We start from the raw sequence: 24,968 nt of genomic DNA, 5'->3' as shown, positions 1-24,968 counted from the left end.
GCTCGGCCTGACTCATCACAGATTCCCCCAGTTCGCCACTTCACTGTAGAAGTCGACGGGGCCCTCGAAGTGCATGCGCACCTGCGGGAACTCGGCCGGGTTGGCCTGTCCGAGGAAGGAGTCGGACTGCACGTCGCCGTTGCCTCCGATCGTGCGACGGGCGCCGTACATCGACACCCAGTCGCCGGTTCCCCAGTGCTTGTACTGCGGGGTCACCGTGTAGGTGCCCTGCGGCAGGTTCGTGTAGTGCGCGGCGACGTAGCGGCAGTTGCTGGCGCAGTTCGAGCCGCTGCCCGGACCCCCCTTGTAGACGGTCGCGTGCGGCTCGTTGTCCTTCGGGGTCACCGAGTTCGACGCGTCGGCGGCGCCTTCGACTCCGTTGACCACTCCGCGCACGCGGAACGAGGTCGACTTGCCGAACTGCCCCTCGTAGGTGTCGCCCGAGTTCGCGCCCCGCCAGGCGCCGCCGTCGATGCTCACCTGGTAGGACGAGGGGGCGCCGCCGCTCGGAGCGGCCCAGGTCATGCGGACGGTCTTGTCTCCGGCTCCGCCGGCGGTCGCCGTCGCGTTGCGCGGGACACCCGGCTTCGGCGTCACGGCGTTGGATACGGCGCTCGACGCGCCCTCCCCTCGCGGCCCGATGGCCTTGACCGTGAAGGTGGCGGCCTTGCCGACGGCGACGTTCGCGGTCGCCGAGCGTCCGCCGCCCGTGCGCCCGGTCTGCCCGTCGGAGAGCCGCCACTCATAGTCGGCGACGGCGCGGCCGTTGCCGTCGGCCGCACCCCATGTCATCGTCACCGATCCGGACCCGTTGTCGCTCGATGCCAGGGTCGGCCCGGTCGGCTTGCTGGGCAGTCCGTAGGGCACCGCGGCGGCGCTCGGGTTCGACGGTGTCGAGATGCCGAGGACGTTCTCGGCGGTGATCGTGAAGGTGTAGCTGGTGCCGTTGGTCAGGCCATCGATCGTGGTCGCCGACACCGTGGGCAGCACCGTCTTCGACCCGTTCGAACCCCACTTGATCGTGTAGTTCTCGATCGGCTCGCCGTTGGTGGCCGGCGTCTTCCACGAGATTCGCACGGCCTGGTCGTCTTCGGACTCGATCGTGACCGGACTCATCTGGTCGGGCCGGTCACGCACGTTGACGAGCAGGCGTCCCGTGACGTTGCGGCTCGCATCCTCGGTCGCGTCCTGCACCGTGTAGGTGATGCTCGCGATGCCGATGAAGGCGGGACCCGGCGTCACCGACACGTCGCCCGCCGCGGTGAACGACACCTGCGCCGACGACTCGGCCGCGTTGTCGACCTTCGCGTCGATGAGCTTGAGCGGCGTGCCCTGATCGCGGAACGGGTTGTAGTCGTTCGCGAGCACGTTGGTCGAGATCGCCTTGCTGCGCTGGGCCTTGACCTCGTCGGTCACGGCCTGGGCGCGCGGGCGGGTCGACGGCACGGTCACGACGTGGATGGTCGCGGGCACCGTGTAGTCGAGGTACTTCAGGTCGAAGGTCAGATCCATCGACGTGCCGACCTTGGTGCCCTGGTCGGCGCTGACCGTGAGGTTCGAGCCGCTGAGGTCGCCGTGCATGCGGGCGACGACGCCCTTCAGGTTCGAGTACGACACCTGCGAGATCACGCTGCGGTTCGGGTGCGCGGTCGAGTCGCGCAGGTTGACGGTCTTCGCCGCTTCGCCGGCCTCGATCGGAAGCGTGAATGAGGTGAACCGCGGCGCGACGTCGCTCTGGTCGTCCTTGCCCACCTGCAGGTCCATCGTGATCAGCGCGGTGCGGCCGGTCTTGTCGTCTTTGGAGTCGCCGTCAGTCACCTGGAAGACGATCGCGGTGGCGCCGCGGAAGTCCTTCTCGGCGCCGAATCGCAGGGTGTCCTTGTCGACGACCAGCCCGGTGCCGTCGCTGTGGTTCGCACTGACCATCTGCGCATCCGTGATGATCGCCGGGCGGCCCGACGGCACGATCAGGATGTCCTTGAGGTCCCACTCCTTCTCGCCGTTCTGCGGCACGACCTGCTTCGGCAGCTTCGGGTCGAGGTAGGGCGGCGGCGAGTACGACGAGTCGATCTTGGGCGGCACGATGATGAACGCCGTCGCCGTGAGCTGGTCGTCGTCGGGGTCGGACACCGTGTAGGCGATCGCCGAGCGGCCGTCCTGCGGGGTCACCTCGACCTTCTGCGAGTTCCCCTGCACCGATCCGAGATCGGCCGAGGGGCCCGTGACGGCGACGACGAGGTCGCGGTCGAGGCCGTTCGGGTTGTCCACGAGCTTGCCGACGTCGACCGTCACGGTCGACTTCTTGACCATGTCGTCGGCCTGCAGGTAGAAGTCCTCGGCCGTCGGGAACTGGATGGGCGCATCGCGCGACACCTTGACGATGATGAACGCGTCGGCCTGGCCGCCGTTGCCGTTCGACACCCGGTAGCGCACGTTGAACGCGCCCGGCTTGTCGGGCGCCTTGATGACGACCTTGCCCTCCTTTGTGTCGACCGAGGCGTCGAGCCCCTTGTCGACCTCGACGAGCTGCTTGTCGAGGGTGAGCGTGTAGCCGTTGGGGTCGGAGTCGTTCGCGAGGGGCTGCAGCGAGACGGTCTTGCCGGGGCGCACCTCGACCTGGTCGTCGACGGCGTTGGGCTGCAGGGCCTTGTCGGCGCGCGGCAGCACGCCGATGCGGATCTCGCCGACCGAGGTCTTGCCGAGCGTGTCGGCGACGGCGTAGCGGAACGTGTCGGTGCCCGAGCCGGTGGCGTAGGCCTCGTAGACGAAGTGGTCGCTGGCATCCTTCGTGATGCGGCCCAGCTGCGGCGCGGTCGTGTAGCCGACCAGCGTGACCGAGTCGCCGTCGGGATCGATGCCGTCGAGCGGCACGTCGATGCGCACCGACGAGCCCGAGAACACGCGTGCGGTCAGGGGGCTCGGCTCGGGCGCGCGGTCGTTCTCGTCGTCGCGGGGATTGACGTTGAAGGTGACGTTGGCGGTCGCGCTCTCGCCGTACTGGTCGCGCACGCGGTAGGTGAGCGTGTAGTTGCCGGCCTTCTTCGGCGCCTGGTAGCGCACGGTGTCGCCCTGCACGAAGGCGAGGCCGTCGCCGATGCCGCGCACGTCGGCGAGCTGCGGGTCGACCTTCATCTCGGCGCCGTCGGGGTGCCGGTCGTTGTCGAGCACGTGCACCGTCGCGATGTCGCCCTCGCGCACGGTGACCTGGTCGTCGACCGCGATGGGGGGCTGCCGCACGACGGTCGGCGCGACCGGCACGACGGTGACGCCCGCGACCGCGGTCGAGTAGCCGTCGGTCACCGTGTAGGTGAACTGAGTCTGATCGGTCAGGGCCGCGGAGGCGCTGACGCGGATGATCGTGCTGTTGAGCAGCTCGACCTTGACGGCGGGGTTCGTCGCCGCGGTGTCGATCGTCTGCACGCCGAGCACGCGGCCGGTGGGCGAGACGTCGTTGTCGAGCACGCTCACCGAGGTGGTCTGGCCCTCGCGCAGGTAGGCGACATCCTTCACCGGCACCGGCGGCGGCGCGTCGTCGGGCTTCTTCGTGAAGTCGACGCGGATGAGCCCGACCGAGCTCTGCGCACCGGCGCCGAGCGAGTACTCGAAGTAGATCGCGCCCGTCTGGTTCGAGGTGACGTCGATCGTGCCCTGGTCGAGGTTGGGCGTGACGGTCGCCCCCGAGGGGAAGTTCTGCACGCCCAGCAGGCGCAGCGGGGCGCCGGAGGGGCTGAGGTCGTTGTCGAGCGGGTGGATGACGGCCGTGTCGCCCGTGAACGCCTGCGCGAAGTCGGGCGTTCCGACCGGCTTCTGCGACCCGGCCGGCTGCACCGTCACCTTCATCACGCCGTCGGCGGTGGCCCGGCCGTCGCTGACCGTGAAGGTGATCTCCTTGTCGCCGACCTCGCCCGAGGTGTGCGAGAAGGTGATCGTGCCGTCGGGCGTGAAGCGCACCTGGTCGGTGCTGGATGCGGTGGCCGCGACCAGCTGCAGCTCGTCGCCGTCGGGGTCGATCCAGTTGAGCAGCACGTTGTAGTCGATGCTCTGACCGGTCTCGACCGTGGTCGACGAGGTGCGGTTCTCGTGCGGCGCGCTGTTCTGCTCGGCGGGCACGACGTGCACGTCGCCGGTCGTCTCGGCCGTGCCGTTCTCGCGGCCGTCGCTCGCGGTGTAGCGGAACGACGAGGTGCCGACCGCGTTCGCGGCCGGCGTGTACTGCAGCGCGCGGCCGTTGTCGATCAGGTCGAGGCGGCCGACCGCCGGGTCGATCGCCGTGAAGTCGGTGATGACGAGCACGTCGCCGTCGGGGTCGGTGTCGTTGTCGAGCACGGGCAGCACGGTCGTGCGGCCGGCGCGCACGCCGAAGCTGTCGGGCTGCAGCACGGGCGGCCGATTGACCTCGGTGCGCTCGGCCAGCGTGTCCTCGAACGACTGGACCGTGGCCTTCTCGTCGCTCTCCTGGTCGCTCTCCTCCTGCTGGGGCGGGGTGACCTCATCCCAGTTGTTCACGATGCGCAGGGTCTGGTTCAGCAGCCAGGCGTTGCCGTCGTCGAGGTTGTTCAGCGCGATCACGTGCTTGTTCACGCGGAACTCGAGCCGGTCGCCGGCGGTGTTCTGCTCGATCGTCTCGGTCTGCGGCTTCTGCCCGTCGCAGGCGAGCAGATAGCGCTGCCCGTCGGCCCAGGCGCCGTGCGCGCAGCCGTCGAGCCAGACCGGCGCGGCGACGCCGTCGGAGCTCTTCCGCTCGGGGATGTCGGCCTTCACCTCGCTGACGGCGCCGCCCGAGAGCGGCACCTTCAGCAGCCGATCGGACGCGGCGACCAGCGCGTAGTCGTGCTCGGCGCTCGACTGCTGCAGCCGCATCCCGGTCACCGGCAGCTTGGTGCGCGTGCCGTTGCCGAAGATGACGGTGTTCGCCTTCGTGTCGAGGATGACCGCCGTGTCGCCGACGAGGGCGAGCTGATGGGCGGTCGGGATGTCGAGCGAGCGCGTCTCGGGCAGCGCGCCCGGCTGCGCGATCGTGACGATCTCGTTCTTCTTCGGCGAGGTCGCGACGACCGCGCCGTCAGCGGTCACGGCGACATGGGCGCCGGCGCCGAGCTCGATGTCGGGGTCTTTCGTGCTCGGGTCGAAGGCGAGCTGATTGCGCACGGAGACCGACCAGACGGCGCCGTCCTTCGGGTCGAGCACCGCGAGCGTCTCGCCGCCGAGCGCCGTCTCGGCCTTCTTCGGCAGATCGGCCTTCTGCTGCAGATTCGCGTAGGCGGGGTCGATGCGCTCGATCGAGTGCGCGTTCTCGTTGGTCAGGAAGACCTGGCGCCCGTTCTGCAGCACGTCGATGCTCGAGCTGGTGCCCTGCACCGAGGCGTCGAGCTCCTCGATCTGCCGGTTCAGACGACCGCCGAGCTGGTCCTTCGCGTTCGTGACCCAGACGTCACGGCTGTCGAGGTCGACGTCGCTGACCGGGAAGCCCTGGTGCAGGATCGCGGCGGTGATCGGCACGCCCGCGGCGAGGGCGATCACGACAGCGGAAGCGACCGCCTTGCGACCGCGACTCCACCCGTTCAGCACCCGTAGCATCTCAACCCCGCCGTCATGCGACTATTCGTCGCGAAAGACCGCGCACACGGTAACACGCGGGCACGACCCCTCAGAAATGGGGACTACTCCCCATCGGCGCTCTTCCCGGCCCCGCCGGCATCCTTCGGCAGATCGAGCAGATAGAGGTCCTCGACCGAGACCAGATGGCTCGCGATCGCGTACTCGACGAGCCGTGCCCGGCGGTTCGTCGCGAGCTTGCCCGCTCCCCCGCGCAGACCCTGCACGCCGATCTTGTCGAGCTTGTCGCAGACGTTGTCGAGCTTGCGGTTGAAGGTGGTCATCGACCATCCCAGCCGCTTCGCCGCATCCGCCGAGGTCGGGATGTCGCCCCGGCCGGGCACGGTCTGGCGCAGCAGCCCCTCGGCGAGCGACAGGATGAGCTGGCGCTGGCTCGTCGTCAGGGTGACCGGCGCGATCGTGGTGCTGGTGCCCTGCGCGACCGCCGCCGTCGAGGTGTTGTAGTAGTCCTCGTCGGTGTGGATCGTGAAGTCGTAGGTCGTCGATCCGGCGCTGAACATGACGTGCATCGTCTGGAACACGATCGGCAGTTTCGCGCCCGGCGCGAGCCACGCCTGCACCTGCCCGGTGCCGTCGCTCACGGTCGCCGAGAGCAGCGAGCCCACGTTCGCCAGCCACCAGAGCCCGAAGTCCTCGTAGATGCGCAGGAAGTGCCGGTGCAGGTAGGGGTTGTCGTCGATCGTGAGGTCGGCGTCGCGCCCGATCGTGAAGTCGTTCGGGTGGGCGACGGAGTACTCCTCGCCGATGAAGTCGACCGTAACGGGTTTCATGAGGGGTAACAGGCCTCCGTGCGCTGCGAGGTGCGACCGTCGGCGATCGCGAGGATCTGCACGCAGACGCGGGTTCCGGGCGTGATGCCGTCGCGCACGACGACGGGGCCGTCGAGCGGGGCGAGCGCGTCGGGCTGCTCCGACCGCGCCCAGCGGTAGCCCGAGGCGTCGTCGACGGGGGCGAAGGTGAAGGTGACGCTCGTGCCGTCGGCGCTCGGCTCGGCCGAGAGGTACTCGGGCGCCGGCACCGACGAGCCGCTGAGCGCGCTGCCGCCGCTCGGCTTCGGCGATGCCGTGGGGTCGGGATCGGCCTTCGGCGGGCCGACGATCACGAGCGCGGCGACCACGGCGCCGATCACGAGCAGCGCGGCGGGCACGGCGATGAGCGCGGCGAGCGGGATGCGACGGGCAGGTCGGTCGGCGCCGGGCGCGGCGGGAGCGATTCCGGGCTGCGCCGGGGTCGCGGGGCCGCCCGGGGCCCCCGGGAACGCGGCGCCGCCGGACGCGACGCCGGGCTGCGCATCCACGACCGGGCCGCGCGGACGCACGATCGTGCCCTCGGGCACGGCGGCGGGAGCCTGCGGCGCGACGGTCTGCATGCCGCGGATCTGGGTCGCGTCGACAGCGGGCGCGGCGGGCGCCGGCGGTGCGGTCGGCGTCACGCGCTGGGTCGGCGCACCGCCCCAGGTCGCCGGCGAGGCGGGCGGAGCGCTCGTTCCCGGCGCGCCGGGCGCGGGCGTGGGCGCCACGACGGGCTGCGCGGCGATCGTCGAGACCGAGCGCACCCGCGTCTCGTCGGCGCCCGAGTCGGCCGGGGCCGGCTCCTCGACCGCGATGCGGGGCACCTCGATCGTGGTCGGGGCGTAGCCGAGCTCGAGCTCGACGCGCTGCAGGGCCCGGGCGAACTCGATGGCCGTCTGGTAGCGGTCGGCGCGACGCACCGACATGCCCTTCTGCAGCACCGCGATGAGCGAGGCGGGCACGTCGTCGCGGCCCAGGGGCGTCACGAGCCCGCGCTCGATGCGGCCGATCAGGTCGAGGGTGCCGTTCGGGCGCCCGCTGACCTCGAAGGGCGTGCGGCCCGCCATGAGCGTCCAGATCGTGGCGGCGAGCGAGAAGACGTCGCTGCGCACATCCGGCTGCGGGTCGTCTTCGAACATCTCGGGCGGCGACCAGGGCACGCTCATGCCGACCGACTGGCTGCCCGTTCCGGTGCTGCCGGTCGTGCCGACGGCATCCGCGATCGCGCCCGCCGTGGTCGTGTGCACCGGCAGCTCCTCGAGCGTCGACGCGATGCCGAAGTCGGTGAGAGCGGGCCAGCCGTAGTCGTTGGTCAGCACGTTCGCGGGCTTGATGTCGCGGTGCAGGATGCCCGCCGCGTGCGCCGTCGCGATCGCGCTCGACAGGCGCACCCCGGTCTGCAGCGCATCCACCGAGCTGAAGCGCTCGCGCTTGTAGCGATCGCTGAGGCTCGGCCCGGCGCAGTACTCCATGACGAAGTAGGGCTTGTCGCCCTCGGCGACCGCGGCGCCGTAGATCGTGACGATGTAGGGATGCGCCGAGAGCTGCGCCATCACATTCGCCTCGTCGACGAAGGCCCGCTGCGATGCCGGGGTGAGCTCCTCGCTCAGCAGCACCTTGACGGCGACCTGCCGGCGCGGCAGCTGCTGCTGGTAGAGGAAGACGTCGGAGAAGCCGCCCGAGCCGAGCAGCTTGACGAAGTCGAACCCGGGCAGGTTCGGCGGGGTGGACGCGGGGCGACGCACTACGGCGCCTCCGTGCGGTCGAGGGTCGGGGTCGTCGCGAGGGTCGGTGCGGACGTCATGCTCAGCCCACCTGCTCGACCGTGATGGCGCTGCCGCCGCCGAGGTCGACGACGGTTCCGGCGATCACGGCGACCGGCTCGCCGCCGCGCAGCAGCTGCGGGGGCTTGCCGGGCAGCACGACCGAGGTGCCATTGCGCGAGTTGAGGTCGGTCACGACGACCGTGTCGCCCTCGAGCAGGAAGCGCACGTGCGTGCGCGAGATGTCGGGGTCGCCGGCGAGGGTGACGAGGCGCGGCAGCTCGCCGCCCGTGACCTTGCCGGCCGGCGCGCGGCCGACCAGCGTCTCGTGGGTCAGCTGCTCGCGGGCGCCGCCGGGCAGCACCAGCCAGAACTCGGGGCCGGCCGGAGCCGCCGCGATCTCGTGCTCGGCGGGGCGCTGACGGTCGCCGAAGCCGGCGAGGTCGCCGCTCAGCACGGTCATGCCGTCGTGGTCGCCGTCGTCCTCGGGGGCGGTGGATGCGCTCGGCGCGACGGGGGCGGGGGCGGCCCCAGGCAGCACCGGGGCGGCCGCGGCCTCCTCCTCTCCCTCCTCGGGCGGGCGCACGGCGGCGTCTTCGATCGGGCGCACGATCGTCGCCTCGAAGAGGTGGTCGTATTCGCTGGCCTCGGCCGGGGCCTCGGGCACGCCCGCCAGCGATCCGTCGGCGATGGTGCCGGGCTCGTCGTCGGCGGCGCCGGACTCGGCGGCGTCGGATGCGGCGCCCTCGTCGTCGCTCGGCGGCAGGATCGTCGCCAGCTCGTCGGGCAGGTCGACGATCGTCTGCTCGGAGGCGACGTCGGAGGCCGCGCCGTCCTCGGCAGCGGGCTCGGCCTCGGCATCGGCCTCGAGCGGCTCGGCCTCCACCTCGGCGTCGCCCTCGGCGATCGGGACGGCGCCGACCGCACCGGCTCCCTCGGCGGCGAGGTCGGCCGCCGCGACCGCGGCGACCGGCGCCGCGGCGACGAATCCGGCGGTGGGGGCCGCGACCGGCGGGGCGCCGATGCCGGCGGGCGCCGACGGGGCGACCGGGGCGCCGGGGCCGGCGATCGACGACTCGAGCTCGACGTGGGCGGCGGCTGCCGCGATCGGCGAGGTCGCCGCATCCACGACCGCGACGCCGCTGGCCCAGACGGCGCCGTGCCCGAGCGGCAGCGCCGTGCCGGTCGCCTCGCCCGAGGTCGACACGATCACGTCGGCGAGACCGTCGACCAGACGCTCGGCCCAGGTGGCGACGCCCGTGCCCGACAGCTCCACCGCTCCCGCGGCGCCGCTGCCGGCGACCGTGATCTCGCCGCGCACGATCACGCGCACGGGTCCGGACGTGGCGGGGTGCTCGATCAGCGCGAACGACGGCGTCGCGGCGAGGCCGCGCGAGGTCAGCGCCTCGATCACCCGTCGCGCCGGCTCGGCGCCCGCGAGCTCGCCCAGCAGGGCGGCGGGCTCGAGCTGGGCATCCGCCTTCACGACCAGCAGCAGACGGTCGGCGGCGAGCGCCGCCCACTCGCCCGGGGCGCCCGGGGTCACGGAGTAGATGGTCACGGCTGGCTCCTCGTGTGGATGCGGTGCGCGGGTCGGGCGGTCGGGGTCGCGACGCGGGTCACAGCGGGCTCCGCGGATGCGTGTCGTCGAGTTCGAAGGCGCGGTCGCGCTTCTCGGTGCTGAACATCGCGGCGTCGACGAACTCGCCCGACTCCACGACGATCGCGGTCACGTTGTCGCGGCCGCCGGCATCCAGCGCGGCCTGCACGATGCTGTCGGCGAGACCGCGGTCGGGATCGGCGTGGCCCGAGAGCAGCTTCTCGAGGTCGAACATGCCGAGCTCCTTGGTCACCCCGTCGGAGCAGACCAGGAACGTCTGCGCGCCCGCGTAGGGCAGCAGCCAGGCGTCGATCTCGACCTCGTCGGCCGCGCCGAGGGCGCGCGTGATCGTGTTGCGGTCGGGGTGGTGCTCGGCCTCGAGCTGGGTGATGTGCCCGGCGTCGACGAGCTCCTGCACGACCGAGTGGTCGACCGTCAGCTGGCTCAGCGTGCGGCCGTTCCAGCGGTACACCCGCGAGTCGCCGACGTTGAAGACCATCCAGTGCGTCGCGCCGGTCTCGGCGCGCACGACCGCGAGGCCGGTGATCGTGGTGCCCGAGAGCGCTCCGGTGACGGGGTCGCGAAGCTCGCGCACGGCCGTGTTCGCGGCGCGCACGGCGTCGAGCAGCACGGCCGGGGTGACCTCCGCGTCGGCGGGGACCAGCGCATCCAGGGTCTCGATCGCGGTGCGGCTGGCGCGGTCGCCGCGCTCGTGGCCGCCCATGCCGTCGGCGACGACGTAGAGCGGATAGCGGGCGAGCGCCGTGTCCTCGTTGACGCTGCGCACGCGGCCCACGTCGCTGCGCGCGCTCGAGAGCGGGCGCGCGGCGGAGGGGTCGAGGTCGTCGTCGGTCATGATCGCCCGTCCAGTATCCACGAGCCCGCGCTCACGCCGACACTGTCGCCGCGAGTGGACCGGTGCCGCGGCGGCACTTCCACGCGGGATCAGGGCGCGGGAATGTTCCCCGCCCGGGGGCGTCGACCGTCGATGCGCAGCTTGATCAGGCTCGCGCCGACGGCCACCGCCATCGACGCCACGATCACGCCCAGCGACACGAAGGTCGGGATGTCGGGAGCCCACTCGATGTGCTCGCCCCCGTTGATGAACGGCAGCTCGTTCTCGTGCATGGCGTGCAGCACCAGCTTGACCCCGATGAAGGCCAGGATGAACGCGATCCCGTACTTCAGGTACACCAGCTTCTCGACCAGGTCGCCGAGCAGGAAGTACAGCTGGCGCAGCCCCATGAGCGCGAACACGTTGGCGGTGAACACGATGAACGGGCTCTGGGTGATGCCGAAGATCGCCGGGATCGAGTCGAGCGCGAACACGAGATCGGTCGTGCCCAGCGCGATCAGCACGATCAGCACGGGGGTGAACACGCGGCGGCCATCCACGGTGGTGCGCAGCTTGGCGCCCTCGAAGTCGTCGGTGATCGAGATGCGCCGACGCAGGAAGCGGATGAGGCGGTTCTCGGTCTGCTCCTCGTCGTCGTGGTTCGTGAACGCCTGGTTCGCGGCCGTGTAGAGCAGGAACGCGCCGAAGATGTAGAAGATCCAGCTCCACTGCTCGATCACGGCCGAGCCGATGATGATGAAGATGCCGCGCAGCACGAGCGCGATGATGATGCCCACCATCAGCAGCTCCTGCTGGTACTTCCGGGGCACCTTGAACTGGGCCATGATCAGCAGGAACACGAACAGGTTGTCGATCGACAGGCTGTACTCGGTCAGCCATCCGGCGATGAACTGCCCCGCGTGCTCGGCGTCGCCGAGCCAGAGCATGAGGCCGGCGAAGATCAGCGCGAGCGCCACGTAGAAGCCGATCCACAGCGCCGACTCGCGGGTCGACGGAACGTGCGGGCGCTTGAACGCGATGATCACGTCCGCGGTCAGGATCAGCAGCAGCACGATGTACGTGCCGATCTCGAAGGCGGCGGGCAGGGCGAGGGTCATTCAGACTCCGGAGTTCTCTCGGTCGATGCCGGGGTACGGCACGGGGCCGAGAGTCTCTCCCCGCATCCACCCTGCTGGTCACGGCCGCGTGGCCGATCGGTGCAGTGGATGCGTCCGGTCCCGGGGCGACGTCGTCGGCGCCCGTCCTGACGGAAGCGGATGTTCGGGATACTCCCTCTCGCGGGACATATCCTAATGCCCCCGCCGACCAGCCAGGAGACCTGAGGCCCCCATGACCGCGCCGCGCCCCGACTCGACCCCGTCGTACTCCGTCCCGCCCGCCGCCCGCGGACGCGCCGCGACCGCGATCGGCTACTTCATCTTCTTCAGCCGCTGGCTGCAGGCCCCGCTCTACATCGGCCTGATCATCGCTCAGCTCATCTACGTGATCGTCTTCATCGTCGAGCTCTGGCACCTCGCCGAGGAGGTCATCCACGATCCTCTGCACATCGAGGAGGCGACGATCATGCTCGGCGTGCTCGGCCTCATCGACGTGGTCATGATCGCGAACCTGCTGATCATGGTCATCATCGGCGGCTACGAGACCTTCGTCTCGCGCATCGACCTCGACGGCCACCCCGACCAGCCCGAGTGGCTGTCGCACGTCAACGCGAACGTGCTCAAGGTCAAGCTCGCCATGGCGATCATCGGCATCTCGTCGATCCACCTGCTCAAGACCTTCATCGAGGTCGGCGACCTCGGGGCGCCCGGCGCCTCGAGCGACTCGGTCACCGGCGAGAACTACACGAGCGAGGGCGTGTTCTGGCAGGTCATGATCCACCTGACCTTCATCGTCTCGGCGATCGCGCTCGCGCTCATCGACAAATGGTCGCTCAAGCACTCGATCCCGACCGCCGACGGCGGCACCATCTCGGTGCCCGGACCGGCGCCCGAGGTCGGCGCCGCGGGCGTCGCGCTCGGTGCGGCGGGGATCGCGGGTGCGGCCGGCGCCGGCGGCTCGACCCCCGGTGCGCCGGGGTCGCACTGACCTCGCGCTGACCTCGCGCTGTCCTCGCGCTGATACGACGAAGCCCCGCTCCGGATGCTCGGAGCGGGGCTTCTCGTCTGTCTGAGCTGCGTGTCATGCGGGTGCGCAGACAAGGCGAAAGCCCCCGATCAGAACCTGATCGAGGGCTTCAACGGCTGGTGACCCCAGCGGGATTCGAACCCGCGTTACCGCCGTGAGAGGGCGGCGTACTAGGCCACTATACGATGGGGCCGTCACGACAACTGGACGAGTATGACACAGGCGCTGACGGCATTCCAAATCGAGCGGAGCCGCCGCCGCTCGTCGGCGTGTCGGCCGCCATCGCTGGCCTGACGAGGCGCGTCCGCGGCCGCGCGCATCCGCCCCTTCCCCCTGTCGGCGGTCAGTGCTGTCATGGCCTCATGAGCGCAGAGACCACCGCCGTCACGTCGGCCGACGGCACGCCCCTCGCGGTGCAGATCGTCGGCGAGGGGCATCCCCTCGTCATCGTGGGCGGCGCGTTCTCGCGCGGCGCCGACGGAGCGGAGATCGCCGCCCGCGCCGCCGACCGCGGCTTCCGCGTCGCGACCTTCGACCGGCGCTCGCGGGGCGACAGCGGAGACACCGCGCCCTACTCCCCCGACCGCGAGATCGACGACCTGATCGCGGTGATCGGCGCGCTCGGCTCCGGCAGCGACACCTCCGAGACCGCGACCGTCGTCGGGCACTCGTCGGGCGCGATCCTCGCGTTGGCCGCAGCTGCCGCCGGTGCGCCCATCTCGCGGCTCGTGCTGTCGGAGCCGCCGTTCCTGTTCGAGAACCCCTTCGCCGCCGACCTGCCCGAGCGCCTGCAGGCGTTCGTCGACGCCGGCGAGCCCGGGGATGCGGTGGTGACGTTCCAGCGCGAGGGCGTCGGCCTGCCCGACGAGATGATCGAGCAGATCCGACAGTCGCCGATGTTCGAGGCGCTGCTGCCGATGGCCCAGTCGACCGTCTACGACGCGACGATCGCGCTGACCTTCGCCGTGCCGACGCCCGAGATGCTGAACGTCGGCGTGCCGGCGGTGATCGTGCGCGGCGAGCAGACCTTCCCGGTGCTCATCGCCGCCGCCGATCGTCTCGCGACGCTCATGCCCCAGCACCGCCTCGTGATCGAGCCGCGCTTCCTGAACCACCGCGCCGACCCCGAGGCGCTCGCCGACCTGCTGGCGGCGCTGCGCGCGGAGTGAGCCGGGCCCCGTCTAGGCGAGCACGCGCAGGGCGCCGGGCACGACCTCGACGTCGATGGGCAGCGGGGCGACGCGCTCCCCGTCGGCGTAGGCCACCACATCCGCCTCGATGCGCACCCGCTTGGCGGGGTAGATCGCGACGCGCTTGTCGCGCACGTGCGTGCCCTTGAACACCGAGGGGAAGAGCTTGAGGAAGCCGAGGCGCGAGAGCGGCTGTACGACCGCGACGTCGAGCATCCCGTCGTCGACCTTCGCGTCGGGCGTGAGCTTCATGCCGCCGCCGAGCGAGATCGCGTTGCCGATCGCGACGAGGCTCGCCGGCGTCTCGAGCACGCGCCCGTCGATCTCGAGCCGATAGCTGATCGGCTTCAGTTTCAGCAGCTCGATCAGCATCGCCAGGATGTAGCGGCTCGCGCCCTTCGGGTGGCGCAGGTGGTTGGCGCGCTCGTTGACGATCGCGTCGAAGCCGGCGCTGAGCATGCACGCGAACCACTTCTCGGTCGCGGCGCCGGTCTTCGCGTCGGCGAAGCGCATCACGGCCGCGTCGATCGTGCGCGGCGGGCGGCGCAGCGCCGCATCCAGGTGCCGGATGGCCGCCTCGGTGTCGTCGTGCGGGATGCCGAGTCCGCGCGCCATGTCGTTGCCGGTTCCCGAGGGCACGAGTCCCATGGGCACCTTCGTGCGCGCCAGCAGGTTCGCGGCCAGGTTGACCATGCCGTCGCCGCCGACCACGACGAAGGCGTCGGGCTTCGAGCGGATCGCGCGCTCGGCCGAGGCGATCAGCTGCTCGAAGTCGGGCTCGGTCAGCGAGGTCACGTCGTGCCCCGAGGCGCGCAGCGTCTGCACCAGGGCGGGGCCGACCGTCGACTTCGCGCCGAACGAGGCGCTCGGGTTGATCGCCACGATCACGCGGCGCGGGCGGGCATCCTCGCGAGACATGCCTCGCATCATGGCAGACGGCCGCGGCGCTCCGGCGGCGCCGCGCTCCCCCAGTGCGGGGCGCGGGAAGGCGCGCTTAGGCTCGGGGCGTGGCGAGCGAACGGCACGGGCTCCGGCGCAGCGGCGTCGACGAGGCCGCACGCGAGCGCCTCATCGCGAGCCACGTGCGCCTCGGGATGGACGGGCTGCTGCGCGAAGGCCGCCGCGACGCGGGGCCTGCCGGCCAGCTCGCCGGGATGCTGCGCGCACTGCGCGACCTCGGCGAGCGCCGCCCGGGCCTCGGCGAGCACCACCCCGCCCGCGGCTCGACTTCCGTATCCGGCGCGGCGCGCATCCCGCGGCCCCGGCGCATGTCGCGCATCCGCTCGCAGGCGCCCGCCGCCGTGCAGACGCTGCGCTGGAGCCTCGTCGACGACGCGAGTCAGCGCTGGTGGCCGCAGGGCATCGAGGTTCGTCCGGTGCGCGGCGACGTGCTGCTGGTCAGCTGGTTCGCGCAGCAGCGCCGCGGCACGAGCCAGGGCGCCCGCGTGAGCGTGATCGACCTGCGCGCGCGGCGACCGCGCTACTGGCACGTGCTGCTCGTCGAGGCGACGAGCGACGGCATCGACGCCGAACCGGATGCCGTGCACGGCGCGGGCTCGGCCGCCGCGCCCGCCGAGCCGGCCGCAGCCACATCCCGCATCTCCTCGGTCGAGGTGCACGCCGGCGGCATCGCCTGGACCGGCGACCGGCTGCTCGTCGCGGCATCGGGCGGCGGCATCCGCGAGTTCCGGCTGGGCGATCTGCTGCTGCTCGACGCCGAGACCGCGCGGCGCGAGACCTACGGCCACCGCCTGGTGCTGCCTCAGCATCGTTCCTACGCGTCGCTCGGCGCGCGCGGGCGGCTGCGCTTCTCGTTCCTCTCGCTCGAGAGCGGCGGGAGCTCGGGCGGCGGCAGCAGCGACAGCAGCAGCAGCGATGCCGGCGAGGGCCGCGCCCACCTCGTCGCGGGCGAGTTCTCGAACACCGAGGCCGGCGGGCGCCTGCTGCGCCTCCCCCTCGACGACGCCGCCCTGCTCGACGGCTGCGGCGGCGACGCCGGCGACGAGCCCGACCGCATCCCGATCGACGAGGTGCACGCCTCGGGTCTGCGCGGGCTGCAGGGCGCGGTCGTCGTCGACGGCACCTGGATGCTCACCTCGACCAACGGCGACCGCCGCCGCGGAGACCTCTGGGTCGGCTCCCCCGACACGGGCTTCGAACGTCATCGCGAGGTGCTGCCGTCGGGCCCCGAAGACATCGCGGTCGACCGCGCGCGCCACCGCCTGTGGACGCACAGCGAGTGGCCGTGGCGCCGCCGCGTCGTCGCCCTCGACCTCGACCGGTGGATGCGCGGCGCGCGCCCCGGGGCGCGCCGAACCTGAGCGCCCGACGTGCCCGCCGCACGGGCGTCGGCGCCGGGCGATAGCGTCACCGCATGAAGCTGACGAAGTTCGAGCACTCCTGCCTGGTCCTCGAGAAGCACGGCGAGAAGCTCGTGATCGATCCCGGCAACTTCACGACCCCGCTCTTCGATCTGCCGGGGGTCGTCGGCATCGTCATCACGCACGAGCACCCCGACCACTGGACGCAGCAGCAGGTCGAGCGGGTGCTCGAGCTGAACCCGGATGCGCCGGTCTACTCCACGACGGCCGTGGCCGAGCAGGCGACCGGCTTCGACGTGATCATCGCGAAGCCGGGCGACGTCGCCCAGGTCGGGCCGTTCGAGCTGAGCTTCCACGGCGGGCGGCACGCGATCATCCACTCGTCGATCCCGCAGATCGACAACGTCGCGGTGCTGGTCGACGGCACCCTGTTCCATCCGGGCGACTCGTTCACGGTGCCCGAGGTCGAGATCGACACCCTGGCGGTGCCGGTCAGCGCGCCGTGGCTGAAGATGGCCGAGTTCATGGACTACGTGCTCGAGGTGAAGCCGAAGCGCACCTTTCCCATCCACGAGATGATCTACTCCCAGGCCGGCAATGCGCTCGCACAGGACCGCCTGGCCGGCATGACGAAGCAGGTCGGCGGCGAGTCGTTCGTGCTGCAGCCGGGCGAGTCGATCGACCTGTAACCCGGGCCCGCGGCACGCGCCCCCCAACGGGGCACACTCGAACTGGGACTGCTCATACCCCGCGCGCGAGGCGCACTGTGTCACCGTGAGCGCATCCGACCCGACCCTGGCATCCGTGGTGGACGCCGTCGTCGCGTCGGTGCTCGAACCGGCGCGGCCGGCTGTCGTGGTGCCCAGCGGTGCGACCCTGCCCGGCGAGGCCGCGCCCGTCTCGGCCCTCGCGCACGCGAACGGCGGCGCGGCGGGTCTGGTGCTCGGGTCGACCCCGGATGCGCCGCTCACGCCGGCCGACGGCTCCGCTCTCGCCGACGCGGTCTCCGACTCCGACGCCCGCTCCAACGGACCGGCCGCGATCGTCTTCGCGACGCTCTCGCTCACACTGGGCATCGCGGCCGCCGCGTTCTCGGCGATGCAGGGCGCGACCTACGTCGCGGCCGGCGCCGGCTTCGTCGGCATCATCGCGGGCCTCATCGTGCTCTCGCGCCGACGCGGACGCGGCGAGGCCGTCGCCCTGTTCGGCGCGACCCTCTCGTTCTCGGCGATCGCGCTCGCGGCGATCTTCGGCTACACCTCGGCGCCGATCGCGGCGGATGCGGCCCTCGCCGACACCGGACGCAGCGCCGCCTCGATCACCGATGCCGGCGCGGGCGCCGACGCCCCGGCCGCGCCCGTCTTCGGGCAGACCGTGCACGTGGGCGACTTCGACGTCACCGTGTCGGCCCCGGCGGAGTTCGAGCCCTCGCGGCGCGCGAGCGGCGACGAGCAGTCGGCGCAGCGCGTCGTGACCGTCACGGCGACGAACACCGGCTCGAAGAGCACCGAGCTCGACCTGGTCATCTCGGCCTCGGCGGGCGGCGCCGCGACGACGCCGATCATCGACAGCGCCCTCGGCCTCAGCGCCGGCCGCACCGGCGTCGTCGAGCCCGGCGAGAGCGCGACCTTCCGCCTCGCCTACTCGACGGACGCGCCCGACTCGCTGGCCGTGCGGATCGCGTCGGGCTTCGACGCGGTCACCGTCGGCTGACGGCCCGCTGACGAGCCGGCGACGTCGCCGGTCGACCCCCGGTCGACGTCGCGCCTCAGGATCGGCGTCGACGCCGATCGCGCAGCGCCGCGATCACGATCTGCGCCGCCGACACGGCGACGAGCACCGCGAACAGCAGGTTCGCGACGAGAGGCGGCAGTCCGAAGGCGAGTGCGACGCCGGGGAACGACGCTGCCACCGCGGCGACGCCCACGACGAGCCCGTCGACCGGGCGCACCAGGTGCGCCCGCACGTTCGCGATCGTGCCCGACAGCGCGGTGAGGATCATCGCCGCGAGCGAGGTGCCTTTGGCCAGCAGGTCGTTCGCGCCGAACAGCGCGATCAGCACCGGCACGACCAGGATGCCGCCGCCGATGCCGAAGAGACCCGAGGCGATGCCCATCACGAGCCCGACGGCGATCAGCCCGAGCGCGCTGAACGGGGTGATCGCGAGCTCGCCGCCGCGGGCGGGCACCTCGAGCAGGGTGCGCACGGCGACGACCGCCAGGAGAGCCACGAAGAGCCAGCGCAGCCAGCCGAGCGGCAGACGGCGCAGCAGTCGCGAGCCGAGCTGCGCGCCGACGATGCCGCCGACGCCGATCAGCGCGGCGCCGACGAGCTGCACCTGCCCGCCGATCCCGTAGCTGATCGTGCCCGCGATCGCGGTCGGCACGATCGCCGCGAGCGAGGTCGCGGCCGCGCGGCGCTGGTCGAAGCAGAGCACGGTCGTGAGCAGCGGCACCATGACGATCCCGCCGCCGACGCCGAACAGCCCCGACAGGAAACCGCCGATCAGGCCGACGGCCAGGAGGCCGATCCAGCGGCGCGCGGGCGACACCGCGGCAGTCTCGGGGGTCACGGGCGACATCATCACCAGCCTGGCAGACGCGACCGCCTCGCGCGGGCACGCCGCCGATGTCGGATGCCGGACCGGAATCCGGGCAAAGAAAAACGGCCCCGTCGGGGCCGTGATCTTCGAGCTGGAACTTGCTGGGGTACCTGGACTCGAACCAAGAACAACGGTACCAGAAACCGCCGTGTTGCCAATTACACCATACCCCAAGGCATCCGGAACAAGCCGGGCCGAGGAATCACTTTACCCTACGCCGGAGCCGCCGCCGACCACGGGCCGGATGCCCGGGCGCGTCGGCGGGGACGGCACCGGTCCAGCCTGACCGGCAGCGCAGGCCGGCAGGCCAGGCCTGCAGCCCAGGCCGGCGGCGCGGCAGGTCAGCGACTCAGAGCAGCGACTTTGTGTGCCACACGGTCTTCGTCTCGGTGAACGCGCGGATCCGCTCGATCGACGGCGTCGCCGCATCCGGACCCTGCTCGGGCCAGGAGACGCGCGTGACGCTCTCGGCGGCCGCCTGCTCGAGCGCGGGCCAGTCGAGCTCGCCCGCGCCGACCAGGTCGAGCGCATCCACGTCCTGGTGAGAGGCGAGCCACGGCGCGATCTCGGCCGGCGAGCCCGTCAGCACGTTGACGACGCCGCCGGGCACGTCGCTCGTCGCGAGCACCTCGCCCAGGCTGATCGCCGAGAGCGGGAAGCGCTCGCTCGCCACGACGACGACCGTGTTGCCGGTCACGAGGGCCGGGGCGACCGCGCTGACCAGGCCGAGCAGCGACGAGTCCTGCGGGGCGATCACGGCGACGACGCCCGTCGGCTCGGGCGCCGAGATGTTGAAGTACGGGCCGGCGACCGGGTTGGCGTTGCCGGCGACCTGGGCGTACTTGTCGCACCAGCCCGCGTACCAGACCCACCGGTCGATGGCCTCGTCGACCTGCGCCGTCGCCGCGGCGCGCGAGACGCCCTCCTGCGCGACGATCTCGTCGACGAACTGCGCGTGACGGCCCTCGAGCACCTCGGCGACCCGGTAGAGCACCTGGCCGCGGTTGTAGGCGGTCGCACCGGCCCAGCCGCCGGTCGCGCCGCGCGCGGCGACAACCGCATCCCGCGCGTCTTTCCGCGAGGCGAGCGAGGCGTTGGCGAGGAACTCCCCCGCCGGCGTCGCGACCTCGTAAGTGCGGCCCGACTCGCTGCGCGGGAACTTGCCGCCGAGGTAGAGCTTGTAGGTCTTGGGCACGGTGAGACGGGTCACTTCGCGGCCTTCCGAGTCGAGGTCTTCGCGGGCTTGGCGGCGGCCTTCGCGGCCGGCTTGGTCACGGTCTTCGCGACCGCCTTCGCCGCGCGCTTCACCGCGGGCCGGGCCGTCGTGGTCGCGCCGGATGCCGCATCCAGCGCCGCCTGCGACCGCGCCGGAGCCGGAGCATCCGCCGCCTGCAGGTAGGCGCCGATGCCCTGGCGGCCGCCCTCGCGGCCGTAGCCCGACTCCTTGTAGCCGCCGAACGGCGACGCCGGGTCGAACTTGTTGAAGGTGTTCGACCAGATCACGCCGGCCTTGAGCTTGTCGGCGAGCGCCAGGGTGCGCGATCCCTTCTCGCTCCAGATCCCTGCCGAGAGACCGTAGGGCGAGTTGTTCGCCTTCGCGACCGCCTCGGCGGGCGTGCGGAAGGTCAGGATCGACAGCACGGGTCCGAAGATCTCGTCACGGGCGACCGTGTTCGAGGTCGCGACGTTGGTCAGCAGCGTCGGGCGGAACCAGAATCCCTCGCTCGGCAGCTCGCAGTCGGGGCTCCACGCCTCGGCGCCCTCGGCGATCCCCGCCTCGGTCAGCGCCGTGATGCGCTGCAGCTGCTCGGCCGAGTTGATCGCGCCGACGTCGGTGTTCTTGTCGAGCGGGTCGCCGACGCGCAGCGTGCGCATCCGCTCGCGCAGTCGCTCGACGACCTCGTCGTGCACGCTCTCCTGCACGAGCAGGCGGCTGCCCGCGCAGCACACCTGCCCCTGGTTGAAGAAGATGCCGTTGACGATGCCCTCGATCGCCTGCTCGAGCGGCGCGTCGTCGAAGACGATGTTCGCGCCCTTGCCGCCGAGCTCGAGCGTGAGCTTCTTGCCCTGGCCGGCGATCGTCTGGGCGATGCGCTTGCCGACGGCGGTCGAGCCGGTGAAGGCGACCTTGTCGACACCGGGATGCGCGACCAGAGCCGCGCCGGTCTCACCCGCACCCGTGACGATGTTGACGACACCCGCCGGCAGGTCGGCCTGCTGCAGGATCTCGGCGAAGATCAGCGCCGTCAGCGGCGTCGTCTCGGCCGGCTTGATCACGACCGTGTTGCCCGCGGCGAGAGCCGGCGCGATCTTCCAGGCCAGCATCATCAGCGGGAAGTTCCACGGGATCACCTGCGCGGCCACGCCGAGCGAGCGCGGCGCCGGCCCGAGGCCCGCGTGGTCGAGCTTGTCGGCCCAGCCCGCGTAGTAGAAGAACCAGGCCGCGACGGTCGGGATGTCGAAGTCGCGGGTCTCCTTGATCGGCTTGCCGTTGTCGAGGCTCTCGGCCACCGCGAGCTCGCGGGCGCGCTCCTGCACGAGCCGCGCGATGCGGAACAGGTACTTGCCGCGGTCGCGCCCGCTGAGGCGCGACCAGGTGCCGTCGTAGGCGCGCCGGGCGGCGGCGACCGCGCGGTCGATGTCGCCCGCATCCGCCGTCGCGACGGTCGCGATGCGTCGGCCCGTCGCCGGCGAGATCGTGTCGAAGGCGGCGCCGCCGCCGCCGACGAACTCGCCGTCGATGAAGAGGCCGTAGGCGTCTTTCAGCTTCAGGACCGACGTCGACTCCGGCGCCGGGGCGTATTCGAGAAAGCTCATGGTGTTCCTGTTCTGCGTCGTCAGTCGTCGCGTCGTCGCGAGCCGGTCAGTCGATCGTCACGTAGCTCGGCCCGCTGTAGCGGCCCGTCGTGAGCTTCTGCCGCTGCAGCAGCACGTCGTTCAGCAGCGACGACGCCCCGTAGCGGAACAGGTGCGGCACCAGCCACTCCTCCCCCAGCGTCTCGGCGACCGTCACGAGGTACTTGATCGCATCCTTCGAGGTGCGGATGCCGCCGGCCGGCTTCACGCCGATCTTCTCGCCCGTCCAGCGGTGCCAGTCGCGCACGGTCTCGAGCATGAGCAGCGTGACCGGCAGCGTCGCCGCCGGGCTGACCTTGCCGGTCGAGGTCTTGATGAAGTCGCCGCCCGCGAGGATCGCCAGCACGGAGGCGCGGCGCACGTTGTCGTAGGTGTTGAGCTCGCCGGTCTCGAGGATCACCTTGAGGTGCGCGTAGCCGCCGTCCGCCTTGCGGCAGGCGTCCTTCACCGCGACGATCTCGTCGAAGACCTGGCCCCAGCGCCCCGAGAGGAACGCACCGCGATCGATGACCATGTCGATCTCGTCGGCGCCCGCGGCCACCGCATCCCGGGTGTCGGCCAGCTTCACCGCACGGGATGCGCGGCCGCTCGGGAACGCCGTCGCCACCGCCGCGACGCTCACGAGTCCCTGGTCGGGGTCGCCGTGCGCGGCGCCGAGCGCCTCGACCGCGTGCGGCACCATGTCGCCGTACACGCACACCGCGGCGACGCGCGGCGTCGTCAGGTCGCTCGCGTCGGGCACCAGCGCCTTCGCGACGAGCGAGCGCACCTTGCCCGGGGTGTCGGCGCCCTCGAGCGTCGTCAGGTCGATGAGCTCGATGATGCGGTCGAGCGCCCACGCCTTCGAGCTGGTCTTGATCGAGCGGGTGCCGAGGCCGGCGGCCCGCTGCTCGAGGCCCACCGCATCCACACCGGGCAGGCCCTCGAGGTAGCCCTTCAGGGCCGATTCGCTGACGTCGCCGCCGAGGATGTCGACCGCCCGCTGCGCGGGGGCGACGGCTCGCTCCAGGGTCATGGATGCTCTCCCTCTCTTCGAGCGGTGGTGTGCCGCTCGGTGCGGAGCCGCGGCAGCGCGGCCTCCGCCTTCCAGGATGCCATGGGCCGGCGACGCGCGAGTCGCCGACCCCGCCGGGCGGCGACACCGACGGCCGGCGACGCCGGAAGCCCTGATCGGATCGGGAGAGCCCGCGCGGCCCGGTAGATTCGGGGGCGTGAGTCACCCCGAGCCCCGCCGTGTTCTCGGCTGGCCGGTCCGCACGGTCGTGATCACGGCCGCGGCGGCGCTCGTCGTGCTGATCGTCGCGATCGTCGTGGCGCGCTGGTGGCGCGGCACCGACGCCGGCGCGTCGTTCCTCTCCGCGTTCCCCGGCGAGGTCGAGCCCGCCGCCGGCACCCCGGTCGGATTCCCGGCCTGGCTCAACTGGTCGCACGGGCTCAACGCCTTCTTCCTGCTGTTCATCGTGACGTCGGGGCTCCGCATCCGCGCGAAGCAGCGACCTCCCGCGTTCTGGACCCGCGACCCGGAGCGCTTCCCGAAACTCAAAGGCAAGCCGGGGCGCCTCAGCATCCATGTCTGGTGGCACCTGGTCGTCGACTCGCTGTTCGTGCTGAACGGCCTCGTCTTCGTCGTGCTGCTCTTCGCGACGGGCCAGTGGATGCGCGTCGTGCCGCTGAGCTGGGATGTGGTGCCGAACGCCTTGTCGGCGGGCGTGCAGTACCTCTCGCTCGACTGGCCAGCGCACCACGGCTGGACGAACTACAACAGCCTGCAGCAGCTCAGCTACTTCGCGACGGTGTTCCTGGCCGCGCCGCTGGCGCTGCTGACCGGCCTGCGCCTCTCGCCCGGCTGGCCGGCGAGCTGGAAGCGGGCGACCGGCATCCTCGGCGATCTGTTCGCCCGCCGGGTGCACGCTCTCGTGCTCTGGTACTTCGTCGCGTTCACGATCGTGCACGTCGGGCTCGTGATGACGACGGGGGCGCTGCGCAACCTCAACACGATGTACGCCGCCCGCGACGCCGACGACGCCGTCGGGCTGATCGTCTTCGTCGTGTCACTGCTGCTGGTCGTCGGCGCCTGGTTCCTGCTCGGACCGGGACGCGTCATCGCGATCGCGAAGCGCACCGGCACCGTGCGCGAGATGCCGGCGCCGAAGAAGCCCTGACGGCCTCCCGCGCCGCGCTCTCACTCCGTCACGCACTCACGCCCTCAGGCGCGGTCGTGCAGCGTCACCTGGTAGCCGTCGAGGTCGACGAAGGCGAAGGTGCGACCGAACGGGCCGTCGAACGGGGCGGTGACGATCATGTGCCCGTCGGCGACCAGGGCGTCGTGGATGCTCTGCACGTCGTTCGCGTGCATCCAGATGGCGGCGCCGATGCCAGGCTGCGCGACGGCGTCGAGGTCGGTACCCGGGGTCAGGTCGCGCAAGGCGAACGCGATCGGCTGCGTCGCGAAGACCACCGCATGCGGCGGCCCGGCCGGCGAGCGCACGAGGCCGAGGTACTTCTCGTAGAAAGCCTGCGCGGCGTCGAGGTCACGCACCTGCAGGGAGAGGAAGTCGGGTCCGGTGACGGGCATGATGCTCCTTCGATTCGTGTCAGTTAGTTGACACAATCATGTCATGTCAGACTCCTGACATGAACGCTGCGGATGCGGGAATCGACCTCGAGAACTCGCTCGGCTACGCACTCAAGGAGGCCTCGAGCGCGCTGCGGGCCGCGATGGAGGACGCCCTGCGCCCCCTCGGCATGACGATCACGCATTACTCGTGCCTCGAACTGCTCGCGCAGCGCCCCGGGATGTCGAACTCCGAGCTCGCGCGCGGCGCCTTCGTCACCCGGCAGTCGATGAACGTGCTGCTGCAGTCGCTCGAGCGCGCCGGCGCCGTCACCCGGCCCACGGACGCGCACGTCGGCAAGACCCAGCCGGCGCAGCTGACCGACTCCGGTCGCGCCGCCCTGATGGAGGCGAGCGCCGCGGTCCGTGCGGTGGAACTGCGGATGCTCGGCAGCCTAGGCGACGAGCAACGCGAGAGCGCACTCCGCGCACTGCGGAGCATGATCGTGGCGCTTCGCGTCCGCTGAATCGGCTCGCGGCTCGCGGCTCGCGGCTCGCGGCCCGCGGCTCCCAGAGCCCGCTCCGCGGAGGCCGATGAATCCCAGCGCGCGCTGATTAAACAGAAGAAGCCCACCCGGCTTGCGGGTGGGCTTCTTCTGAAAGAAGTCCGGCGGTGTCCTACTCTCCCACGAGGT

General features: G+C 71.5%; 19 protein-coding genes and 2 tRNA genes. 7 read left to right on the top strand and 14 right to left on the bottom strand.

Annotation, left to right across the window (positions count from 1 at the left end; translation table 11 throughout):
• Positions 1 to 15: 15 nt before the first annotated feature.
• The 6 genes from FJ658_RS08245 to FJ658_RS08220 all read right to left on the bottom strand — a co-directional run bounded on the left by FJ658_RS08245 (position 16) and on the right by FJ658_RS08220 (position 11,723).
• On the bottom strand, positions 16 to 5,568 hold the full coding sequence (locus FJ658_RS08245) for an Ig-like domain-containing protein (RefSeq protein ID WP_219995745.1): 5,553 nt from the start codon (positions 5,566 to 5,568) through the stop codon (positions 16 to 18).
• A 92-nt stretch (positions 5,569 to 5,660) separates the two neighbouring features.
• Positions 5,661 to 6,386, bottom strand: coding sequence for a hypothetical protein (locus tag FJ658_RS08240; RefSeq protein WP_141144910.1), 726 nt, complete (start codon positions 6,384 to 6,386; stop codon positions 5,661 to 5,663).
• Complete coding sequence (locus tag FJ658_RS08235) at positions 6,383 to 8,152, bottom strand: serine/threonine-protein kinase (protein WP_141144909.1); 1,770 nt, start codon at positions 8,150 to 8,152, stop codon at positions 6,383 to 6,385. The genes FJ658_RS08240 and FJ658_RS08235 overlap by 4 nt, the downstream gene beginning before the upstream one ends.
• Positions 8,153 to 8,213: 61 nt before the next feature.
• Positions 8,214 to 9,731 (bottom strand): FHA domain-containing protein, encoded by a 1,518-nt coding sequence (locus FJ658_RS08230; RefSeq protein ID WP_141144908.1) that lies wholly within the window; start codon positions 9,729 to 9,731, stop codon positions 8,214 to 8,216.
• 58 nt (positions 9,732 to 9,789) lie between these two features.
• On the bottom strand, positions 9,790 to 10,626 hold the full coding sequence (locus FJ658_RS08225) for a PP2C family serine/threonine-protein phosphatase (protein ID WP_141144907.1): 837 nt from the start codon (positions 10,624 to 10,626) through the stop codon (positions 9,790 to 9,792).
• Between the two features lie 89 nt (positions 10,627 to 10,715).
• The gene (locus tag FJ658_RS08220) at positions 10,716 to 11,723 is read right to left on the bottom strand and encodes a TerC family protein (protein WP_141144906.1); all 1,008 of its coding nucleotides are present in this window, start codon (positions 11,721 to 11,723) and stop codon (positions 10,716 to 10,718) included.
• A 232-nt stretch (positions 11,724 to 11,955) separates the two neighbouring features.
• On the opposite strand from FJ658_RS08220, the gene FJ658_RS08215 reads away from it, so the two are divergent.
• The gene (locus tag FJ658_RS08215; protein WP_141144905.1) at positions 11,956 to 12,711 is read left to right on the top strand and encodes a TIGR00645 family protein; all 756 of its coding nucleotides are present in this window, start codon (positions 11,956 to 11,958) and stop codon (positions 12,709 to 12,711) included.
• A 156-nt stretch (positions 12,712 to 12,867) separates the two neighbouring features.
• On the opposite strand, the gene FJ658_RS08210 is transcribed toward FJ658_RS08215, so the two are convergent.
• Positions 12,868 to 12,943: transfer RNA gene (locus FJ658_RS08210), tRNA-Glu, on the bottom strand.
• Positions 12,944 to 13,112: 169 nt separating this feature from the next.
• Here FJ658_RS08210 and FJ658_RS08205 point away from each other — a divergent pair.
• Entirely contained in the window at positions 13,113 to 13,919 is an 807-nt protein-coding gene (locus tag FJ658_RS08205; protein ID WP_141144904.1) for an alpha/beta fold hydrolase, read from the top strand.
• Between the two features lie 12 nt (positions 13,920 to 13,931).
• Here the strand turns inward: FJ658_RS08205 and FJ658_RS08200 are convergent, their stop codons facing one another.
• Positions 13,932 to 14,858 carry a diacylglycerol kinase family protein gene (locus FJ658_RS08200; protein WP_141144903.1) on the bottom strand — a complete coding sequence of 309 codons (927 nt, stop codon included), beginning with the start codon at positions 14,856 to 14,858 and terminating at the stop codon, positions 13,932 to 13,934.
• A gap of 89 nt (positions 14,859 to 14,947) precedes the next feature.
• Between FJ658_RS08200 and FJ658_RS08195 the strand changes: the two genes are divergently transcribed.
• The 3 genes from FJ658_RS08195 (at position 14,948) to FJ658_RS08185 (ending at position 17,974) form a co-directional block, all read left to right on the top strand.
• A complete protein-coding gene (locus FJ658_RS08195) occupies positions 14,948 to 16,261 on the top strand; it encodes a hypothetical protein (protein WP_141144902.1) in 1,314 nt (437 codons plus the stop codon).
• A gap of 53 nt (positions 16,262 to 16,314) precedes the next feature.
• Positions 16,315 to 16,950, top strand: a complete 636-nt coding sequence (locus tag FJ658_RS08190) for an MBL fold metallo-hydrolase (RefSeq protein ID WP_141144901.1) — start codon at positions 16,315 to 16,317, stop codon at positions 16,948 to 16,950.
• Positions 16,951 to 17,035: 85 nt separating this feature from the next.
• A complete protein-coding gene (locus FJ658_RS08185; protein ID WP_141144900.1) occupies positions 17,036 to 17,974 on the top strand; it encodes a hypothetical protein in 939 nt (312 codons plus the stop codon).
• A 55-nt stretch (positions 17,975 to 18,029) separates the two neighbouring features.
• On the opposite strand, the gene FJ658_RS08180 is transcribed toward FJ658_RS08185, so the two are convergent.
• From FJ658_RS08180 to deoC, 5 genes are all read right to left on the bottom strand, one after another.
• Entirely contained in the window at positions 18,030 to 18,842 is an 813-nt protein-coding gene (locus FJ658_RS08180) for a sulfite exporter TauE/SafE family protein (RefSeq protein ID WP_141144899.1), read from the bottom strand.
• Positions 18,843 to 18,964: 122 nt separating this feature from the next.
• A tRNA-Gln gene (locus FJ658_RS08175) sits at positions 18,965 to 19,036 on the bottom strand.
• 176 nt (positions 19,037 to 19,212) lie between these two features.
• Entirely contained in the window at positions 19,213 to 20,073 is an 861-nt protein-coding gene (locus FJ658_RS08170; RefSeq protein ID WP_141144898.1) for an aldehyde dehydrogenase, read from the bottom strand.
• Positions 20,070 to 21,680 carry an aldehyde dehydrogenase family protein gene (locus FJ658_RS08165; protein WP_141144897.1) on the bottom strand — a complete coding sequence of 537 codons (1,611 nt, stop codon included), beginning with the start codon at positions 21,678 to 21,680 and terminating at the stop codon, positions 20,070 to 20,072. The genes FJ658_RS08170 and FJ658_RS08165 overlap by 4 nt, the downstream gene beginning before the upstream one ends.
• Positions 21,681 to 21,726: 46 nt before the next feature.
• Positions 21,727 to 22,734 (bottom strand): deoxyribose-phosphate aldolase, encoded by a 1,008-nt coding sequence (deoC, locus tag FJ658_RS08160; RefSeq protein ID WP_141144896.1) that lies wholly within the window; start codon positions 22,732 to 22,734, stop codon positions 21,727 to 21,729.
• Positions 22,735 to 22,930: 196 nt separating this feature from the next.
• Here deoC and FJ658_RS08155 point away from each other — a divergent pair, with 196 nt between their 5' ends.
• The gene (locus FJ658_RS08155; RefSeq protein WP_255447636.1) at positions 22,931 to 23,881 is read left to right on the top strand and encodes a cytochrome b/b6 domain-containing protein; all 951 of its coding nucleotides are present in this window, start codon (positions 22,931 to 22,933) and stop codon (positions 23,879 to 23,881) included.
• A 44-nt stretch (positions 23,882 to 23,925) separates the two neighbouring features.
• Here FJ658_RS08155 and FJ658_RS08150 read toward each other — a convergent pair whose 3' ends face one another.
• Complete coding sequence (locus FJ658_RS08150) at positions 23,926 to 24,294, bottom strand: VOC family protein (protein WP_141144894.1); 369 nt, start codon at positions 24,292 to 24,294, stop codon at positions 23,926 to 23,928.
• A gap of 59 nt (positions 24,295 to 24,353) precedes the next feature.
• On the opposite strand from FJ658_RS08150, the gene FJ658_RS08145 reads away from it, so the two are divergent.
• Positions 24,354 to 24,800, top strand: coding sequence for a MarR family winged helix-turn-helix transcriptional regulator (locus FJ658_RS08145; RefSeq protein ID WP_141144893.1), 447 nt, complete (start codon positions 24,354 to 24,356; stop codon positions 24,798 to 24,800).
• Positions 24,801 to 24,968: the final 168 nt, after the last annotated feature.

The organism is Schumannella sp. 10F1B-5-1, from assembly GCF_006517535.1.
In the GTDB taxonomy this organism is placed as follows: domain Bacteria; phylum Actinomycetota; class Actinomycetes; order Actinomycetales; family Microbacteriaceae; genus Schumannella.
The sequence above is the reverse complement of the archived record's forward strand: the minus strand, read 5'-3'. Positions and strand labels throughout refer to the sequence as shown.

Bases quoted from the DNA above. Each gene is read 5' to 3' on its own strand.
- FJ658_RS08165 (WP_141144897.1), bottom strand. From the start codon at position 21,680: ATGAGCTTTCTCGAATACGCCCCGGCGCCGGAGTCGACGTCGGTCCTG.
- FJ658_RS08200 (WP_141144903.1), bottom strand. From the start codon at position 14,858: ATGTCTCGCGAGGATGCCCGCCCGCGCCGCGTGATCGTGGCGATCAAC.
- deoC (WP_141144896.1), bottom strand. From the start codon at position 22,734: ATGACCCTGGAGCGAGCCGTCGCCCCCGCGCAGCGGGCGGTCGACATC.
- FJ658_RS08190 (WP_141144901.1), top strand. From the start codon at position 16,315: ATGAAGCTGACGAAGTTCGAGCACTCCTGCCTGGTCCTCGAGAAGCAC.
- FJ658_RS08145 (WP_141144893.1), top strand. From the start codon at position 24,354: ATGAACGCTGCGGATGCGGGAATCGACCTCGAGAACTCGCTCGGCTAC.
- FJ658_RS08225 (WP_141144907.1), bottom strand. From the start codon at position 10,626: ATGACCGACGACGACCTCGACCCCTCCGCCGCGCGCCCGCTCTCGAGC.
- FJ658_RS08220 (WP_141144906.1), bottom strand. From the start codon at position 11,723: ATGACCCTCGCCCTGCCCGCCGCCTTCGAGATCGGCACGTACATCGTG.
- FJ658_RS08240 (WP_141144910.1), bottom strand. From the start codon at position 6,386: ATGAAACCCGTTACGGTCGACTTCATCGGCGAGGAGTACTCCGTCGCC.
- FJ658_RS08205 (WP_141144904.1), top strand. From the start codon at position 13,113: ATGAGCGCAGAGACCACCGCCGTCACGTCGGCCGACGGCACGCCCCTC.
- FJ658_RS08150 (WP_141144894.1), bottom strand. From the start codon at position 24,294: ATGCCCGTCACCGGACCCGACTTCCTCTCCCTGCAGGTGCGTGACCTC.
- FJ658_RS08215 (WP_141144905.1), top strand. From the start codon at position 11,956: ATGACCGCGCCGCGCCCCGACTCGACCCCGTCGTACTCCGTCCCGCCC.
- FJ658_RS08180 (WP_141144899.1), bottom strand. From the start codon at position 18,842: ATGTCGCCCGTGACCCCCGAGACTGCCGCGGTGTCGCCCGCGCGCCGC.